Annotated in this window: 25 protein-coding genes; all 25 read right to left on the reverse strand. The window is 46.0% G+C overall.

The annotated features are described in order from the left end of the window. Window positions 1-30: 30 nt before the first annotated feature. On the reverse strand, window positions 31-480 hold the full coding sequence (locus ACOTYB_RS11395; protein WP_000241453.1) for an HNH endonuclease: 450 nt from the start codon (window positions 478-480) through the stop codon (window positions 31-33). Window positions 481-534: 54 nt separating this feature from the next. Beyond that, entirely contained in the window at window positions 535-729 is a 195-nt protein-coding gene (locus tag ACOTYB_RS11400) for a hypothetical protein (RefSeq protein ID WP_000159617.1), read from the reverse strand. Beyond that, window positions 726-1,037 (reverse strand): hypothetical protein, encoded by a 312-nt coding sequence (locus ACOTYB_RS11405; RefSeq protein ID WP_000172888.1) that lies wholly within the window; start codon window positions 1,035-1,037, stop codon window positions 726-728. The genes ACOTYB_RS11400 and ACOTYB_RS11405 overlap by 4 nt, the downstream gene beginning before the upstream one ends. 62 nt (window positions 1,038-1,099) lie before the next feature. After that, complete coding sequence (locus ACOTYB_RS11410) at window positions 1,100-1,339, reverse strand: hypothetical protein (RefSeq protein ID WP_001180999.1); 240 nt, start codon at window positions 1,337-1,339, stop codon at window positions 1,100-1,102. A gap of 249 nt (window positions 1,340-1,588) precedes the next feature. After that, complete coding sequence (locus ACOTYB_RS11415; protein WP_022646499.1) at window positions 1,589-3,001, reverse strand: hypothetical protein; 1,413 nt, start codon at window positions 2,999-3,001, stop codon at window positions 1,589-1,591. Between the two features lie 153 nt (window positions 3,002-3,154). Then, window positions 3,155-3,484, reverse strand: a complete 330-nt coding sequence (locus ACOTYB_RS11420; RefSeq protein ID WP_000140246.1) for a hypothetical protein — start codon at window positions 3,482-3,484, stop codon at window positions 3,155-3,157. A 116-nt stretch (window positions 3,485-3,600) separates the two neighbouring features. Further along, window positions 3,601-4,569, reverse strand: coding sequence for an IS5-like element IS903B family transposase (locus ACOTYB_RS11425; protein ID WP_072223036.1), 969 nt, complete (start codon window positions 4,567-4,569; stop codon window positions 3,601-3,603). Between the two features lies 1 nt (window position 4,570). Then, complete coding sequence (locus ACOTYB_RS11430; protein WP_022646497.1) at window positions 4,571-4,771, reverse strand: hypothetical protein; 201 nt, start codon at window positions 4,769-4,771, stop codon at window positions 4,571-4,573. Between the two features lie 50 nt (window positions 4,772-4,821). After that, the gene (locus ACOTYB_RS11435) at window positions 4,822-5,613 is read right to left on the reverse strand and encodes a hypothetical protein (RefSeq protein ID WP_000774871.1); all 792 of its coding nucleotides are present in this window, start codon (window positions 5,611-5,613) and stop codon (window positions 4,822-4,824) included. 229 nt (window positions 5,614-5,842) lie between these two features. Beyond that, window positions 5,843-6,100: a hypothetical protein gene (locus ACOTYB_RS11440; RefSeq protein WP_001052325.1), complete on the reverse strand. Its 258-nt coding sequence runs from the start codon at window positions 6,098-6,100 to the stop codon at window positions 5,843-5,845. 65 nt (window positions 6,101-6,165) lie between these two features. Then, complete coding sequence (locus ACOTYB_RS11445) at window positions 6,166-6,492, reverse strand: hypothetical protein (protein ID WP_000556022.1); 327 nt, start codon at window positions 6,490-6,492, stop codon at window positions 6,166-6,168. 242 nt (window positions 6,493-6,734) lie between these two features. Then, entirely contained in the window at window positions 6,735-7,055 is a 321-nt protein-coding gene (locus tag ACOTYB_RS11450) for a hypothetical protein (protein ID WP_000834113.1), read from the reverse strand. 294 nt (window positions 7,056-7,349) lie between these two features. After that, complete coding sequence (locus ACOTYB_RS11455; RefSeq protein WP_000104393.1) at window positions 7,350-8,600, reverse strand: site-specific DNA-methyltransferase; 1,251 nt, start codon at window positions 8,598-8,600, stop codon at window positions 7,350-7,352. 170 nt (window positions 8,601-8,770) lie between these two features. Beyond that, on the reverse strand, window positions 8,771-9,379 hold the full coding sequence (locus ACOTYB_RS11460; RefSeq protein ID WP_000833775.1) for a hypothetical protein: 609 nt from the start codon (window positions 9,377-9,379) through the stop codon (window positions 8,771-8,773). A gap of 155 nt (window positions 9,380-9,534) precedes the next feature. After that, window positions 9,535-9,792 carry a hypothetical protein gene (locus ACOTYB_RS11465; RefSeq protein ID WP_001290639.1) on the reverse strand — a complete coding sequence of 86 codons (258 nt, stop codon included), beginning with the start codon at window positions 9,790-9,792 and terminating at the stop codon, window positions 9,535-9,537. A gap of 64 nt (window positions 9,793-9,856) precedes the next feature. Then, window positions 9,857-10,285 carry a hypothetical protein gene (locus ACOTYB_RS11470; RefSeq protein ID WP_000069824.1) on the reverse strand — a complete coding sequence of 143 codons (429 nt, stop codon included), beginning with the start codon at window positions 10,283-10,285 and terminating at the stop codon, window positions 9,857-9,859. 91 nt (window positions 10,286-10,376) lie between these two features. Then, a complete protein-coding gene (locus tag ACOTYB_RS11475; RefSeq protein WP_000645320.1) occupies window positions 10,377-10,754 on the reverse strand; it encodes a hypothetical protein in 378 nt (125 codons plus the stop codon). A 405-nt stretch (window positions 10,755-11,159) separates the two neighbouring features. Continuing rightward, window positions 11,160-12,305: a hypothetical protein gene (locus ACOTYB_RS11480; RefSeq protein WP_000339750.1), complete on the reverse strand. Its 1,146-nt coding sequence runs from the start codon at window positions 12,303-12,305 to the stop codon at window positions 11,160-11,162. A gap of 44 nt (window positions 12,306-12,349) precedes the next feature. Beyond that, window positions 12,350-12,646 (reverse strand): type II toxin-antitoxin system RelE/ParE family toxin, encoded by a 297-nt coding sequence (locus ACOTYB_RS11485; RefSeq protein ID WP_000581857.1) that lies wholly within the window; start codon window positions 12,644-12,646, stop codon window positions 12,350-12,352. A 49-nt stretch (window positions 12,647-12,695) separates the two neighbouring features. Next, complete coding sequence (locus tag ACOTYB_RS11490; protein ID WP_000170639.1) at window positions 12,696-13,166, reverse strand: hypothetical protein; 471 nt, start codon at window positions 13,164-13,166, stop codon at window positions 12,696-12,698. 433 nt (window positions 13,167-13,599) lie between these two features. After that, window positions 13,600-15,990: an Ig-like domain-containing protein gene (locus tag ACOTYB_RS11495; RefSeq protein WP_000694552.1), complete on the reverse strand. Its 2,391-nt coding sequence runs from the start codon at window positions 15,988-15,990 to the stop codon at window positions 13,600-13,602. 401 nt (window positions 15,991-16,391) lie between these two features. Continuing rightward, window positions 16,392-16,643: a hypothetical protein gene (locus ACOTYB_RS11500; protein WP_000115760.1), complete on the reverse strand. Its 252-nt coding sequence runs from the start codon at window positions 16,641-16,643 to the stop codon at window positions 16,392-16,394. A gap of 32 nt (window positions 16,644-16,675) precedes the next feature. Beyond that, complete coding sequence (locus tag ACOTYB_RS11505; protein ID WP_001107529.1) at window positions 16,676-16,864, reverse strand: hypothetical protein; 189 nt, start codon at window positions 16,862-16,864, stop codon at window positions 16,676-16,678. 236 nt (window positions 16,865-17,100) lie between these two features. Continuing rightward, complete coding sequence (locus tag ACOTYB_RS11510) at window positions 17,101-17,532, reverse strand: hypothetical protein (RefSeq protein ID WP_001251242.1); 432 nt, start codon at window positions 17,530-17,532, stop codon at window positions 17,101-17,103. A 103-nt stretch (window positions 17,533-17,635) separates the two neighbouring features. After that, on the reverse strand, window positions 17,636-18,151 hold the full coding sequence (locus ACOTYB_RS11515) for a hypothetical protein (protein ID WP_012695482.1): 516 nt from the start codon (window positions 18,149-18,151) through the stop codon (window positions 17,636-17,638). Window positions 18,152-18,378 lie beyond the last annotated feature (227 nt).

An 18,378-nucleotide genomic window follows, 5' to 3' on the forward strand; every position in this document is an offset into this window, starting at 1 on the left:
GGCCTTTGAATGGGTTCATGTGCAGCTCCATCAGCAAAAGGGGATGATAAGTTTATCACCACCGACTATTTGCAACAGTGCCATTTCTTTTCTCATTCCTTCAACACTAAAAGCTCCTTTAAAAAGGTTGCAGGGGGCGCATGATGGAAATAAGTTTTCTATAGCATGCAGTTCAGGGTGCATAACCTTACCCGTACTTCGGGCAACATGAGTTACGCCGCTGCCGACAGGGGCTCTCACCAGTTCAAAGTCGCGTCGAACAGGCTCAACATGATCGGCATGCCACCCTTTTTCAGGAAGCTTGCAACCACAATAGGCACAACGCCCCCCAAATTTCATTCGCAGCTCAGCTCGCTGTATTTTAGAGATCTTATTTTTAGGTTTTGAGAACCTACCATCAGGTGATTCAGCTTTGGATAACTTTGCTGAGGGCTCAGGTAATTCAACTAAATTCCCGTTGATATTTATCACCTTGACCATATCATTTTCCGCCTTTACTAAGCTCACGGGCACAGGAACTGGCTTAAGTAACCGCTAAAGATAACAGCCACTGACTGCATCTACCCAGACCTTCTGTTTATACTCAATAGGCCACCCCTCTTTATCTGCCCGGATGACGCAATCATTTACCGTGGTGCGTGACCGGATACGAACATCAAGCGGAAGCGAATCGTTATCCACACGAGCCTGTGCCTCATTTAAAATGCGTAAAAACATCTCTTTGGTCATTCAGATACCCCCTCAACTTTGCGAATTTTGATCAGATGAGGGCGACTCAGTTTACAAAGTTGTTCTGTCGCTTCATCAATCGAATTGAACCGATGAGCCTCTTCGATATTTAAAGTCCAGTATTTCGCTTTCCCTTCTCCCAGATCGGACTCAAAATAATTTCGCTTTACATCCATTTTTTTAGGCCTGCCATTTATCTTGACGACATTATGTCTGTCATCAAAAAGAAATTCGTCCCCCTCAAAAGTGATTAATACAAATGGCCCCTCAGGCTTGGAAGTCCGGGAACTTTCCATTTTCAAAGTCATACTTCAGCCTCTCGATAGAACTCATGAAACGTCAAATTAAAATGGACTCACACCACACTGATTCAGTATTCCTCCTGAACCCCATTAGGCTCTGTTGTGATTTCATATTTAATTCCGCCAGGTGCTCCCACAGCGTCCGCGACCGACTCACACAGCAGCGAGAGATCGTTGAGGGTCATTGGGTGTTCAATGTCCAGCGTGAAGAGTTTCCCGGCTTGCTTGGCGGCTGTCTTGTCAGCATGTTCGGCATTAAAAAGGTATACGGTGTGTTTTTCCTGAGCGGGTGTATTTTGATTTTGCATTGATGATCCTTTTGTTTAGTTCCCCGATTCCGGGGGTGAGTGAATTAATTTAAATTTATATTCGTCTGGTTTAATTAGAACGTTTCCACGCTATGCGTAAACAGGTAATGCAAGGGCTGTATCAACAGGATTAAAGTTACTTTTCTGGATGCAGCAACGCTTGGACATGATGTCCACATTACATCACGATCAAAGCTAAGTTTTTTTTGTATAACCCCTCCATTTTCGTGTGTTTCGCGTTTCAGACGCTTATACGACCTGCTTGACCATCCTCATCAGAAGGCGGTTTAACAGTCCTTTCGCTGTCGGGCGATTGCTATCGACATAGTAAAAACCTGTTTTGGTCGTACCGTGAGCACTGCTCAGCACCCTCAGTTCCCAGATAACGTCACGGATAACGCCGCCATTTTCTGGCTTAAGGCATTCAGATAAATGGCGCATGAAACGAGCTCTTACGGCACGGTAATAGCGGAACTCCTCTGGCTGGTTAGTATTTTCTTTCACCCGGAGTCGCTGGTTACACAGAGTTAGAACTGCATCCATCATTCCCGCCTTCAGCTTCGCCTGGATCGCACCTTGTTGCTGTTCCCTCTCACCTTCGAGTAACGTTAAAATTCTTTCTCCGAGTGCCGTCTTGTTGTGTACGTGCAACTGAACACAGGCAGCTACGCATGCCCAGAATCTGAACTTTTTTATCTGTCCACGCAATTTCCGGGCTACAACCTGACGGTATGCAGAATCACTGAGTATTTTAAAACGCCGACTGGCAACCAGCTCTGGAAGCGACACTCTGTCGCCTATCCCCAGGCGGGAAAAGGTTTGTCCCCGCTGTGCGAGACGATGATAGACAGCGCCCTTGCCTTTTGAAATTCGGACCGCGCCATAACGAAGAAGATACTGAGCAGCAGTCGTTGGAGTAAACTCACCGTCAGCGATGCGCTGGCGTAACCCGTCGTATTCATGCCAGATAATCCAGGACGCCGTATCTTCTTCAACAGTCAGCTCATCCTCTTCCTCGAATGCCACGACGACAGAACTGCTCTCTCCGGTCTTTAGGCTACGTGAAGCCCTGGGGTCAGCCTGCCCGTCAAAATAGGTCATCAGCGGCAACGTATCAGTCAGTCCATCATAAGCTGTACCGAACCGGCCTCCGGGCAGTTTCATCCAGAGTGGAGCTGGCATTGGTGTACGGGGCACAGGCTGCATGTCAGGCTCATCCTCAAGAAGGTCCAGATCGGCCTCTTCCCAGACCCTGCGATAGATCTCAATTGCCCGAAACGGGCGAGGGTTGAAACAGTGCAACGACCAGAGGAAATCAACGTGGATCACGTTTGCTTCCTGTACAAGCCGAAATTGTGGCTCAGCCATACGACGGTTATAAGCCGTATCGTCAACCTCGCCGGAAAGTAGCTTTCTGCGATGCTCTGCCGCACGTCTTGCTTCAACATAATCAAGGCTGCAACAGGCATGAAAAAGACGTTCAGTCAGGGACGAAGAAAAGATATTGGGTTGAAGACGCACATATCCGCCTTCGAACACTTTACGACCGATATAATCCCGCAGGCTCCAGTCGTACTGGATCTTAGAAAGAAATCGCTGAAGACGACTCAGGCCAGCCTGATAACCGTATTTCTCCGGGTCAGTTCGAAGGAGCGTTTCCATTGAATGGTCAACCCCTACTGCTGTGCAAAATGAGCACCCTATAATTCTGATCATTTAGAAATTTTTTTGCGTTTAAAATCAATGAATTGAAAGATTTCATTTTTCTAAGTCTGATAAAACAGATGAAAACCCAACTGACTATACTCATAAAACTCAATCTTTGCGCTGCTGTACGATACCAGTAATTACAGGTGCCGAGTTTAACATCATGAAAAGTAGCCCAATAATGAATGACGCAACGCCAGCTGCGGTGCCTAACTTCTGACTGAACACCATTGAAACAAAGTACATATTTGGGATAAAAACGGACATAGCAATCACGAAAAGTAACTTATTCAGATAATTATTTATTCGGGTCTTAACCTCAACTCTATCATAAAAAGCCATCGAAACGTAAGCAGTTATCAGTGAATAAAAAGACCATGTCATATAGTTAACCGATTCATTAAATGCCTCTCGCAAAAGCAAAGCACTTTCTGTCATTCCCTACCTCATTAAATCAATAGAAAATAAATCTGAATAATTTATTTTTAAAAGAAAAGAGGCTTTGTTGAATAAATCAGATTTCGGGTAAGTCTCCCCCGTAGCGGGTTGTGTTTTCAGGCAATACGCACGCTTTCAGGCATACCTGCTTTCGTCATTTTGTTCAGCGCTCGTACCAGGGCCATAGCCTCCGCAACCTGACCATCGTAGTCACGCAGCGTCAGTGAACCCCCGAACAGCTGTTTTACCCGGTACATCGCCGTTTCCGCTATCGAGCGACGATTGTAATCTGTTGTCCATTTCCACCGCGCATTACTCCCGGTCAGCCGCTGATTCGCAACAGCACGGTTACGGTCTGCATATTCACCGGGCCAGTAACCCGCACCTTTTCGGGGCGGGATAAGCGCGCTGATTTTCTTACGCCGCAGTTCATCGTGACATAGCCGGGTATCGTAAGCGCCATCGGCGGCGGCTGACCTGATTTTCCGGTGGGTTTGCCGGATTAACCCGGGGAAGGCCTCTGAGTCCGTAACGTTGTTCAGCGACAGGTCAGCGCAGATGATTTCATGTGTTTTACTGTCAACGGCGAGATGCAGCTTACGCCAGATACGGCGGCGTTCCTGGCCATGCTTTTTGACTTTCCACTCGCCTTCACCGAAGACCTTCAGCCCGGTGGAATCAATTACCAGGTGTGCGATTTCACCCCGGGTGGGCGTTTTGAAACTGACATTAACCGACTTTGCCCGCCTGCTGACACAGCTGTAATCCGGGCAGCGTAGCGGAACGTTCATCAGAGAAAAAATGGAATCAATAAAGCCCTGCGCAGCGCGCAGGGTCAGCCTGAATACGCGTTTAATGACCAGCACAGTCGTGATGGCAAGGTCAGAATAGCGCTGAGGTCTTCCCCGTGATGAAGGCGTTGCCGACTCATACCAGGCCTGAATAGCTTCATCATCCAGCCAGAAAGTTATGGAGCCACGGTTGATGAGGGCTTTATTGTAGGTGGGCCAGTTGGTGATTTTGAACTTTTGCTTTGCCACGGAACGGTCTGCGTTGTCGGGAAGATGCGTGATCTGATCCTTCAACTCAGCAAAAGTTCGATTTATTCAACAAAGCCTCATAGAAGTAAAACTCAGTTAAATGAAGATCGTTTTCTTTCACGTATGCCGCCAATTTGCGGATACGCTGTTCAAGCATTGTATCTATCCGTAAGGAAACACTCTGCGGAACGTCACTTGCAAATTCATTGATACAATCAACGGTAGAAACTATGAATTTATTGGTCATGGCAGGCTCCAGGCCACCGGGGAAACCGGTGGCTACGGTAATTGGCAGGCTTAAGCGCCGCAAAGGGTGTCAAGGGAAGGGAGAAGCTTGCTCAGCTTGTCGTAATCGAGCGGAGACAGTTCTGTAACGAGTTCGACCGAAAGACTAGTGTTGTCTTCTTCACACAGAATATAGATTCCGTCTTCTGGCTCTTTTCCGGCACATGCCTTCAGTCGTTTGTTAACGACCTCCTGGGCTGAATCCGCTACGTCGCAGCTCAGGACATAGCTTGCCACATAGCTGCTCTCACCGTGGTAATGCGTCACTTTACACAGAGCATACTGGATACCGGCTTTGTGAGCCTCATTCATGAGACGAGAAAACTGACAGCCATCCTGGTAATAGTGGGTATCCTTTGTGACCAGAATAGTCATACCCCCAAATTCATCTGTCCGGCTTTTACTGCATGTAAATGCAGCAGTAATTGTTACCATTTCCGAGAGGTCGAATACCGACAGCACGGCAGTTGTGAGGCAAATTGCATGGTCAAGATCAATGGTCTCTCCATGAAAAACTGCCAGCCCACTGCTGGTAACTTCTGTTGCGAACAACAGTTCATAATTGCAGTCTGGGCAGGATGGTTGCCCAAAGCTCGGCTCAGAAGGGTCATACTCAGGGTGGTTCTCGATAATACTGAGGATCAGCTTCTCAGTCAGAGAACAATCTGTCAGTGGCTTATCAAGCAAACGCTCACCTTCTGCAATTTCTGCTTCGGTAACGAATGTGATTGCTTCTTGTGCCATTTTTGCCTGCTCCTGAGTGCAGGGAATAATAAACGACGCCTGAGTATAATTATCTGCCACAGTTGACTCCTTGATTATTTAATTAATGTATTTGATGAGAAGATCATAACAAATACACTAATACCAACTAATAACCTGAAGGCGTTTTTTTAGAAAAAATATTAAGAAGAAGAATATGAACACTACCTCATCTTAAATTAATATCATTCAGGATTAATATTCATTTTTGCAAATAAAAACCGCCAGACGGCGGCTTTTATAAAGAGGGAAATATCATTGGAAGTTGAAATTACTTCACGGCAGGCCGACAAATTACGCGACTGCTGTGAGCTGAAGCGAAACTTGTAGAGGAAACTATAATCACCTTTTCTAAGTCGTCGGCACTGTCAGCAATATGATGCCGGAAAGCCTCCTCTGCATCACCAGGGGAGTCGGCTTCGACCAGGTAGGCCTGATCATCATCATCAAACATAATGCGCCCGGAAATGAGATAAAGTCGGCTCAAATCTGGCGTTGCTGCGCTCGTGCTTCGTTCGTTCAGATTCATTTTTTCTCCGTCTGTTGCTCGTAAAAAGAATGACGCCGGTTTAAAAGGCGTCGCCAGGGTTCGGGCTAAAACGCAGGGTTGCCATCGAGGAAGCTCATTGGCTGGCCAATAGCGGATGCCACCCTGAGAATTTCACCTGGTGTGGCATAACGCAGCATTTCAGAGCGTCCAAATTTCTGATACTCATCTACTGACATCTTTCTCCACTCTGGGTGAGGATCTTTTCCGCACAGTGACCAGTTGCTTTCAGAGGAATCACGACGGAGAACGTACACATCAAGCGAGGCTGTAAGCCCACTTCCATATCCCCGCTGCGCTACAATACGAACCTGAGAACCATCGTCGCGTTGCAACGTCTGGGTTAATTTCGTGATAGGATCCTGAGAATGCATGCCATTTACCTCGTTTTCAAAAGATTTACCGTAAGTAAATGATACCGAATCGAGAATTCTGGCTAATAGGTCAGAAGAAAAAATAATGAATATTTTTGAAGTGTAGGATAATGATTAGAATAAAATGGCCTGAATAAATCGCTAGCGGTTAAATCCGCTTATTTCAGAGAAGCTCTGATTTAGTAGTTAGGGAAAACGATGCGGTGAAAAGTAACTTTTACACCGCAATTCAGAAAAAAGTTTCAATTAGTCACATTACGAATAACCCGGCTTACTTTCGCATGTGCGTTCCCCTGGATGTTAAAGTAAAGCCCCTCAGGCAGACTCGTCGCCCACTTAACTCCTCGCTCAGCCATACGCTTCGGTGTTTCCAGCCAACCACGAGGAATATTGCCCGTAACGTCACCGATAACCCGTGAAATGCATGCTGCTACCCGGATGCCGCCGGGAATATCGCATTCGGATTCAACAATATGCATAACCTCAAATAAAGCACCATGCCGCTGGACATGATCGCCAATGTGCAACTCGATAGGAGAAACCATTTCTGTATCTGACTTCATATCTGTCCACCTTTAATTTAGAAACCGTCTAAATTACCAATATAGTTAATGTACCGGATGTTAATTCAACAAGTTCTGTATCACAACCATCAGTTTTTTTTGTTGGGTCTATATCGGAGAAACAAGTGAATATTGAATACACTCGTTAATACAGACAACCGGAAATGAATGGCACCCTAATTATCTCTGCGGCGTATGCTAAGCCGTTAATATTGTCATTTTATGGTAGAAACAATGCAAAATGAATAAACCGCTTGTCGCTTCAAACCACTTTATCAAAACCGTTAACTTGCATTAAGCCCGATACAGTTCGGCGAGCTCGTCCAGCATGGGGTTACTCTTATATCCCGGTGCGGCCGTAAAAAGGTTTCGGGAAATCGCCAGCCATTCCATGATTTTGTCCGTCGCCAGCCAACGTCTGCCAAGTCGCTCGGCTGCGATGGGAACTTTATGCAGGCCAGCGAAGGGATCTACAACAAGATCTCCCGGCTCTGTCAAAAACTCAATCAGAAACGCTGCAAGCCTGGTAGGAGACGTTGCACCATGCAGCGGAAAACCTAGCTCGCGGGCAATGGAATGGCAAAATCTCGTATCAGCGCAGCTATTGCCGTAAAACAAAGTATTTTTGGGGATCGTTCCTTCTGTTTTATTTCCAAAGGATCCGCTTTTAAGCTGGTACGCCCCATCACCATAAAAGGTCGTGCGATTTTCACCGCCTGCTGCCTGCAATTTAAGATGCTGCTCTGAATGCGGTTGCAGTACACGTAAGTTGTTTGAACGAACCTTACTCGCATCATTGGTAAACCACAGCACAGGCTCATACGATGAGCAGAGCTGCACTCGTTGCTTACATGCCCAGTGCGTTGGCGATGGGGGCTTACTGCGATTCACCCACTGAAGCCTGTCCATGAGCTCAAGCCCCAGCTTGTCACATAATGCCAGTGTCAGACGCTCCAGATACAGAGAACGTGAAGGCCTGCCCCTATTAAAGCTATCTTGAGTGATATTCAATGCCACACTTGCGCCGGGTACAAGCTGTTTCACGATCGGTTCGAGGATACGCAGAAGCCAGTCAATATAAACCTGCTCGCCACGCCCCCCGCCATGCCCGTAGTCTCTTGAATTTCGAAGGAGGTAAGGCGGCGAGGTCAGGCAAAGATGAATTTGCTCTGTGATATTGCTGAAGAAGGCATAGGCGTTTCCAAAAACCGATGCCCCAAGAGAAGTTGAGAAACCGACAACACAGAGCTTTTCCCATGACTCGTGTAGGTTTGTTTTCGTCTTAGAGGAGTATCTCCAGACGCCCCGTTTTTCTGGAACGCGTTCGATGACTCCGGCCTGCCGAAGAGTCTGCTGAAACCAGCGTACTTTGTGTTTGACGCCGCTGGTTCTGGTTTTATCTGACCCAAATTCTTTCAGTTCGTGCAATTCGGCATCCGACATGCCAGTTTCACGCTGCACTTCGCGATAAAGCTCGTCGTTGCTCAACGGCAATTCGGAGGCTGCGTAGATCCGTGCAATTAAATCCGTAGAAATCGTGCTCATCAGCCATCCTTAATGGAGATGCAGTTTAAATATCGGCCTGATGGTTGGAAGGGGGATTACTAAATCAAACCGATCTGTTTATTTATAGGCTTTGTCAGGTCATGCAGCACAGCTGGGCATGCGCAAAGAGACCCAGTCTTCTTTAGCGGAGACACCTTCAAAAGTTGTACTCAATCAGCCCCAAGATTTTGAAACTCAATGTGCTTTTGCTCACACTCCTCCCTGCCCCACGAGCCCTGCCATTCACAGATGTCCCGGTACTTAATTTCCAGCTTATCCATCTGTGAGAGGTTAGCTGTTGCGAAGTCTGGCCATATGTCGTGCCAGCATGCGTTGTACGTGACGCCTGCTGGTGGGCAATACATCATTGCATCAGCATGGATAATTTCAACGCGAGGATCGTTTGCAAACGAGGCCGCAACGAGGTTAATAACGTCCTGTTCTTTTTCAATTACTGTTACATGGGTTACATCTTCTTTTTGAAGAATGGCGTGAAGCACCATCCCCAGACCAAGACCATTAATGAGCACGCGCCCGGTGGCTCGCTCTAAAAAATCCTGGCAGGTTCTGATCTCCATCGGGGTATTGGACATCACCACATCCCAGCCGTTGGACAAACGCCGATATCTACCGGGCGGGATAAACTCGTCTGTATTACCTGTATACTCGGCACGAAGGGCGAGGCTCATCGCCTTATCTGCGGTAATTTCGAATGTGTCCAGTTTCCAGGTTCCGGACGTGCCGTCTTTAACGGGTAAATCAGAAAAGCAGCTCTTCATCAAGGCAACCAAAATTCCAGTAATGTTGTTACGCTGAACCTATCACAAACCTGCTCTTAATACAGTTATCAGGAGTGACAGCGATCTTTGAGGAATCGTTTAAATCACGGGCATCCTGTAGCGGACGCCCGATATTTAATCAAATGTCGCAGGTGTTAAAGGAAGCGTTGCAAAGTTGCAACGTCTTCTGGAGCAACCTCCACGCAGCTCCTGACACTGTAGTGATTTTCGCCGTTGTAGTCGTAAACCCCACCGTCTTCAAAACTCAGCTGTTCAAGCTCGCCATGGCACTCTGAAATGAGTGCCGTCTGGCAAGCATTTTTCTCACAATCGCTGACGAGTAACCGAACATAGCTATTCTCATGGTCGCCGTTTCGGTTCTGGATTTTAACGATAAAGTGTTTTTCAGACATTTGTGCCTCCAGCACAGTTTGAGGTTAATTTAGCGTTGCCCCGGCTCACCGGGGCAAGAATAAATCAACCCTTAATGAAACTGTGCCCCCAGGTGTTAGGCTTAAATGCCTGCTCTTTGATATATGTTTTCATTACCTTGCAGGTTTTTTTCAGGGCTTTGGTATTGGCATCGGTTACTGAGATAAAATGGCGAGAATAACGGTTTTCCCGGTATTGCTTATCAGCGTTTGGGTCAATTGCTTCGCTTTGCAGGAGTCCTTCGTGCCTGCCAATTACTATTACGTAGTTCATTTCACCTGAAACACGATCCGTGAGTAATTGAATGGAAATATCAGTCGCTCGCGTGGCCTGGCTAGCAGAAATTTTTGCATGTAAGAAAGCTCCCTTTCGAAAGTTGGCCGGAGTCAAACCTGTAATATCCTCGGTGCTAAAATTAAGTGAAGATAGAGTTGAAAATAAATCACAGCTAATGACTTCAGTATTATTAGACATAACCCGGCTCCGCTCATATTCATGTTAAGGTAATTATATCAGGTTGATAGCATTACCTAATAACTTGGTGGCAAAAAGTTGTGGTTTTTGATTAACTAAAATTGATGTTCTCAATACTGCTCAAGAATTCTTTCTTTACACCCGGAGTAAAAGGTATACGTTCAATGTATTTATAAAGCGTCGCAAAGGTTTTGGTTTCAATGTTTCGTGAAATAACATCATCAATCGGGTCTTCGAACATATTAATAAAAACATCAATATGCTGCTCTCCGCTTTCTGAAGCTAAAGAGAGAATACAGACCACTTCAATGTAGCGGTTATCCTGCTCTGCAATGAACAACCAGTGCCCTTCGTTAAAGGCTGGTGCAGCACTGAAGCGTTTTACAACAATTTCTGAAAGAGCATATCCTGCCTGATCCAACAGATTAATAAAGTTGAGTTGAGTTGAAACCACGTCTAACGCTTTCATAAAACCTCCTTTTCATCTGTACTTATTATACTGTTACCCATCCCCCCAGCTAATAACCTCCCAGCAAACTTTCAAAAAAAATACCACCTTTAATTAGAATTGAACACATCCTTTTTAAATAACAAAAAGGATTATGAAACCCACAATGTTTGTGATGTGCCACCAAGGAAAAGTAACTTTTATGTGCTCATAAATCTTATTTCGTATTCACTTTCCTTTGTCTTTCGGTCGTAGATTATCAGGGGAAGCATAAGAAGAATATGTGAGGTTTAAGCAAATGCGGTGATCGGGCATTATAATTTGGTGAGGCTATTATAAGTGGATAAAGATAGTCGTAGGTATAGGATCAGGTTAAATTGCATTTTCCCGGTTGCCTTCCCTGGCCTACCGGTTTCAGCTCAGATACTAAGACCAGCGGTAATACTTAAAATATTCCTCATTTGCAGCTATAAACTCCCTCAAACCGTTCATTAATCCCTTCTCAAACGCTGTCACGATAAACCGGTAACCGTCCAGTGTTTCAATGTAGTAAATACCGCCTGGTGTAATTCCAACATGCAACACCTCGGCTGTCATCATAAACTGGCCTTCCGGAAAATCATGCGAAAGGTAAATGAAACCAGTAGTGGCCGATGCGGGTGTGGCATTCACTAAGACCCCGTTAAACTGCTGCCCGTGCCTCGCCGGTACAAGCTCACTTCCCCTGGTTGACTTATCAAGCAGCCTCTTAACATCTTTTTCTTCTTTTAACGAGGTATAGACCCGCACATCACTGTCATCACCTGGGCGAGAGCCGGTGCCAACATGAGCAAGACGACGGTAAGCACTGCGCATATTAACGTGGCAGGATGCCCCTGCTCTACCCTGAAGCCTTACGCCAAAGTCTTCGCAAAGTAACAAAATCTGACGTAGCTGGTTTTCATGCACGGACGCTGAGAGTGAAAGATTGAAACAGGAAAAGGTCAGTTCTAAAACCTTTTCGCGTTTGTCATTGAAATGAGCTTCCAGCCTGATGACTGGCTTTTCCGACATTGCAAAAGCTTTGTCCGTTACTCTGTACCGGCATTCATCTCCGAAACATTCTTTAACAACGCTGGCTATGACCGTGTCGTGTTCTCCATCTTCCGGAGCTGGCACAAAGATTTCAAATTGTGCCGGTGTATCCGGCTCAAGCAGAACGGGATAGAGACGCGGAGAATTAAGCAAAGCGCATTCAGAATTAATGAGCTTAACCCAGGCGCTTTTGTCGTCCGGATCCTTAAGCTGCTGTCCAAGGTTATCGCAAAAGTCAACTATCTGACGGGTATGCTCATCCGTGACTGCACAGATCAGGTTAAGACCATGCGTGGCCATACGCAGTTCCCGGGTTCGGGACTGGGAATTGATCGACCAGGGGTTAAGTGAAAGCGAAATAGGGCTTATGGAAGGGACGACCGTCTCATTCTGCAAATCTGTAAGCTGGCAGTTCGCAGTAGGCTTCGGGGAAAGGGTACTAAATATGTAACTTGCCTGTTGTTTAGTACTGGCCTGGATATAAAACATCGCGTCCATGCTTGTATCCCGGGATGAAATTGAAAATAGCTTCATTTTTAACCTTAATGGATGAGCGATTTATAGTCATGTGCAGACAAATGAACATTATGTGCGCCATCATTCCATTCAAAGAATAATCGATACTTAGAGTTTACTCGAATGGAGGAATAACGGTTTGACGTCATTCTTAAGCGTTCATAACGCAAGCTGTTGGATAATAACTCCCGCTCACTCTGGACATTATCCAGCGTTTCAAGTCGACACAGAATCGCGTTAATAATTTCAGAAGGAATACCTGCCGTTGTTTTTCCATTACGGAAGAACTTTTCAAGCCGTCTGTCTTTAAATGAATGGATCATAGTTCCTCCGTAATAATTGACCTTAAAATTAAATTAAAAGGGCTTTGAATTAATGAATACCTAAAATGCGGGCGGCAACTGCCAGCTGCTTATCACTTAACTGACGCTGGTGGGTTAAAGAAGACTTAAGGCTTTCCAGAAAATTATTACTACTGGATTGTTGGGTGATTGCATCAACCATTTTTTGATGAGACCTGCACCATGCTGTGAACGCAGAACTGTGGGCGCTTTCAGTCCTTAAACGCTCGTCTTGCAGGGATGCTGACACTTTGCGGGCAGCTTGCGCATTAATGCGGTACAGCGCATTCAGCGTGTAAGCAGTACGGGTCGTTTCGAGGCTGTAACCCGTGGCTTTACAAGCCATACAGCGACTTCTATAAAAATGCTTACGCTCTCCCCGCCCATTGCATTTATCGCAAACAATACGAAAAGTATATTCCGCAGTACCTTTTACAGAATCAACACAGCGGATTTTTGCGCTGGAGATTTCAATTCCACTGCGATCATAATATTTGGTCATAATGTGATTCCTCCGGTTAGTTCTGGAGTAATCATGACAGAATGAATCTACTGGCTAATAACCTGAGAGTAAATATTTTAAAAAAACATTGAGAGAGGGGCTGCAAATTTATACACGAAGGATTCAAATATAATTTGTTTAAAAAATTAAGAGCATTCTGAAGTAAAATTGCATCAAAAAGCATTCATGGATAAATCATGTACTGGTGCCAGCGATTTAAACGAGGACATTGTTCCGGTGTAATTACACAGTTTAGCATCATAGATTATAACCAAAAGGAAGGAGTCCTTCCCGTCTCGGGAATATTACTTTCCCGTTTGCAGTTTAAGAGACACTTAATGAGAAAGTAATAATTAAGTCATGCTCAACTCTACATTTTACATTGAGGATGGCGTAACAGGGTACGGCATACTACCGTACCCTTGTGTAGGGTTTATGTTTGAGGGAATTCTATAGTAAATGTGGCCGTGCCAGATTGACCACTTACAGCGGGAGTAACGGGATATGTGCGCTCTTCACCATTACCAAGATCCAGTGACAGCGATTTAGTTTCACCAGGCTGGACCGTAACTCCGGCAACCGTAACGCCGAACTGGGCGTTTTTCTGAACAGTCAGGGTTCCGTTTAACTGTCCGGTAATGATAGAACCGTCCTGACGACGCAACACACTGGTTCGGATGATGGCCAGCGGCGTGTTGTCCGTTGCTTTCAGTGCTACGGCTGTGGCCAGCGTCTTGAGATTATCCAGCATAATCAGGTTAGCTGGCTGGTAGGTAAAATTAAGCGTTTTAGTGGTCCGGTTACCTGATTCGTCAATAGCCAGAGCCTCCAGATGATACATCTGTCCCGATTCGTCAGTATTGGGGAAGATTCTGGGGTATTCAGGAATAAAGACATCCTTGGATAGCGGCGTGAATGCAAGGGTGACCTTTTCAGAGTTAGGTCCACCAGCGAGCTGAAGCGATATCAGGGAAGCATCCCCAGAGGCATCAGTAACGCTTATGCGTAGGTTCTCAAGCCCTTTAACCAGTTTTCCTTCTGCGTCTGCGCCATTAAAGCTGAACGCAATAACCGGAAGCGTTGAGTCAATTTTCAGCGGTGCATTAAGCGTTTTGGTTCCTGTGTTTCCAACAAGATCCGTGGCAGACACGCTAACAACCGTATAATCCCCGTCCGGTAGACCAGCGTATGAGAAAGTGGCGTTTTTGGTTTTATAATCGCTTTCACTGACAGTCACAGGCTTCAGGGTGAAAGTTTCCCCCCGGGCATTTTTAAGGGTGGCTTCGAAAACTTTGGTATCCCAGTAGCTGATGTTCCAGGCGTTGACGCGATCATTATCGGTGGCCGTCATAGTGATTGTCTTGGAGGCCTTGTTTACCTGAGCGACATTAACCACCGGTGGGTTGTTATCCCAGATAACCGTAAAATTACCAGCAAGCGCATCGAATATGCTGTCACCATCTTTTCCCGAGTAAAGATGCAGATACTCAAATCCTTTGTCACTGGTGTAGTTGAAGTTAACCGTCATCTCGCATGAACTTTGTCCGACAGGAATAGTGCAGAACCAGGCTGCATTTTTTACCGTTCTGAACTTTTGCACGTATGGTCGGGGTTCTGCGGTTACCTTTATGCGGCTAATGGTGGCGGTTTTAACGCTGATTGAGGCCTGAGTTAACCACTCACTGGTATCACTCCGGTACATCTCTTTAGCCACTATCTTCGGGGCTATTTCCATCGCCGGGGCTGGAGTGAAGTTGAGGGAGTTATGATGAATTCGTCTTACTCCTCCCGCCAGAGTCTGAAATTCATGATAAGTATCCCCCACATTTGGATATATGTATTTGAAAGTATAGATATTATAAGTGCTATCGGACGTCTGGAAATTCGAGTCCGCCCAGCCATATTTGGAACCGTTAACAGCAGTAAAGTCACTTTTCTTCCTTAATACCCGTACGGAAATAGGGTTCTGGAAGACGGTCATGCCAGACTGATAGGAGACCCATGATCCGGTAGTGGCGTCCTGCACCTGGATGATATCGTCAGGCTTAACCCGATCAATTACGCTTCGGCGGCTTAGTTCGCTCCTGTTTCCCGCTTTGTCATAAAGGTAGATCCCCACTTTATATTCAGAGCGGTTTTCCGGTGCCAGGGCATTGCTGCTTGCGTCGGCGACTTGAACGGTTACGCTACCTTCCACTGTATTAATTTCCGCTGGCTTTTTACGCTCCACTCCAGCGGCATCGGTTATGAAATATTCAGCATTAGCAAGCCCGGAACCTTTATCACTCAGTCCATTAAAGACCAGTGCCTGGACGCTGGCGTACTGCATACCGGCTGGTACTGAAGTGAAGATCGCTTCGCTGCCAAAGTTCCACCCATTTCTCGTATAACTTATGGTACCCGTTGCCGGAGGCGTTCGGTCAATTGCAAGCGGGTAATCCTGCCGGGAGACCTCCTTCCCTTGCAAGTCGGTAATCACCTCTCTGAGGGTGAAGCTATCTTCTCCCATCGCTGGTACGGTCAGAGTCTTGCCGTAATAATCAAAGCCTGTCGAAGATGTGGTACGGTCATCAACGGTAACCAGGCTGCTTTTCGTGCTCCAGATGAGGCTCCCGTCACTTTTCAGCAGACTGAGCGTAATATAACGGTCCAGACCGGAAATAACGGCAACGTCAAAGCTCGTTACCGGATTAATCCATACGGATGCAGGCGATACGGTCTTTTTAACGTTCAGGGTATCTTTAAAGCTGAATTCTGCGATTTCAGCGGAAGCTCCTGCGCTGAAACCTGCAAATGCAATAAGCAGGGCTAGTTTGATTTTCATGGGTTGTCTCCTGATCAGGTTCCCCATGATACTTTTTCAGTGTTCGTGATCTTTTCGGGAAAATAGCTATTTTTGATGTTTTTCTTTTCTGCCCGGCGGGACTTTTTTGTTTACGTGAATGCAACAAAACCAGAAAAGTTACTTTTTGATAGGGTAAAATTAGGTTTCCCTAATTTCCAGAAGCAAGCGAAAGCAGAACTAGCTTAATAGCCATTAAGAACGCCATACCTATTGATAAATAACGCTCCTTACATTTAATGATTTGAGCATTTAAAAATGAATTAGCGAAAGAATTTTGGTTTGCTTTTTATTGCATGAGTAAAACAGTATTAATAATCCGGAGCCATTAGAACGTACTCTAAAGACTCCGGTATACAGATATCTTGCCAGTAAAAATGGCCTTACTCCTCATCATCCCCCAGCGCTTTTTTGATGGCGCGGCGGCGGGCTGCATCACCTACACGATATCCGACTGAATATACGTCATTCAACCGGCGCAGAATAAGATTTATTTCCTCATCCTGAATGTAGGCAGGTAAACACAGAACCACGTCGCCATCTTCATCATAGACTCGAACAACTTCCTTCTGCCCATCTCGCTCGCGAATAATCTGGACATGCTGAACCCTGGTGTATTCTGGGTTTACGCTCATTTTAAGTATCTCTCTGTAATTGTTGTTACCAGTTAGCTATAAGCCGGATAATTCTGGTATTCAGTGTTCTGCACAGCAATCGCCTGCTCGTGGATCATTGACACTGCCAGGCGGGCTTTAACTCGCTTGCTGGTGAGAAAACGCTTCACTTCTTTAAGTTCGCTGCCAGCCGACAGCATATTGAAGACATGCTGTTTGAGACTGTTGTTATTTTTGGCCACTTGTTTCTCCATCATCTTTGTACATGGTTATTTCAGGCTGGCCTGCCAGATCACACACGTTATCCATATGCTTTTGGACCCAGTCTGTTAGACCCAGACCTTCGGCCTTTGCCTGATTGACGTAACGCAGTTTACGTTCAGGGGTAACCCGCATCTGTAGTTGTGCCGTCGCTGGAACCGCCTCTTTCAGGGCGTTAAGGCCCCTCTGATCACGGGCCTGAATTGATGGTTTACCGCTAGGCATCTGATGTATCGCTCTCCCGGCGAGCGGTGGACAGCTCTATTTCTTTTGCGATAGCTTTATCTATGGCATCCAGCTGCATGGCAAACTTGATTTCAAGCGAACAGCGTAATGCCTTCAGGGCGCGTTCTTTGGTGCTGTATTGTGGTATGCCGTTCTGGCTACCATTCATGCCTCGCATGCGGCGGGAGGTTGCATCGACAACCTCTCCCTCTTCCCGTGTGCCGTGAACCGTAGTTCCGCTCCATGTCGGATAAACAGTGCCAGTGGCGGTGTTGAAGCTCCAGCCGTTTTGGTATTCCCCCGAGACCTCTGGTACGGGCATATCGCGTTCAACGCCATAGTCAGACCAGCGTAAAGCGCGGTTTATTCTGGCCTGTGCCACCAGCTCATCATACGCGGCTTGTTCTTTTTTATTCATCGCCATTTAGGGCAATCTCCTTAGAGGGGAATTAGGTGTTATATCGGTACGTAAGTGCTTTTCAGGCCTAATCTCTGACAAGGCCTGATGTGCCAGACTGCCGTTGCATTCACCGTTTTATGGCGGTTGACAGAGCCTCATTAAGAGCCGCAATTAGCTCAGGCGAAGTCGGCTCCAGATTTTTGGAAGCGTTCAGCAGCTCCTGAAGTGAAGAGATTTCCTTTGGCTCCACCTGGTTTGTTTCAGGTGCCGTTTTTTGCACTTCATCCAGTGTACGCTGTGCACCGTTATCCAGCACCAGCACCCCCCCGGCACGAATTTCTGAAATGGTGCGCAACGTATACATCAATTTATCCCAGACACGGCTACCAACCTCGAACCCGGAATCAGCTACTTTTTCTTCATTATGCTTTTGAAAAATTTCTTCTAACCAAGTGGTGAAGCGCTTTCCAAAAGTATTGGCGGCTAAAGAAGTGCAGGAATAAACCTGTTCAACCTGTTTTGTTCCATTTTTATCAGTGAATGTAATGAGACCGATTCGGCCACTGTTAACAGTGTAAAAGCGAGGTTGAAAGCCAGCTTTGAGAAGGTTTTCAATAGCTGAAAAAAAATCTTTTTTGAGCATCGGTTTCAAAATGGTTTTCCTTTTATGCCCGGTGCCGCCGGGGCGGTGGCGTTAAATATACGCCATGTAAGTAAATTAATTTATACCCATTTGATTGTCAATACAAACAAAAAAACAAACCATGTTTATTATTTTATCAACGATGCTATTTTAAAGTCCGTCTAAAATAAAAAACCAAAAAGTTAAATTTGAAGCCGTCCTTCCTAAATTCATTTCTTGCGCATATT

The sequence above is a fragment of the Enterobacter cloacae complex sp. IR5450 genome (assembly GCF_049238665.1).
GTDB classification, from domain to species: domain Bacteria; phylum Pseudomonadota; class Gammaproteobacteria; order Enterobacterales; family Enterobacteriaceae; genus Enterobacter; species Enterobacter hormaechei_C.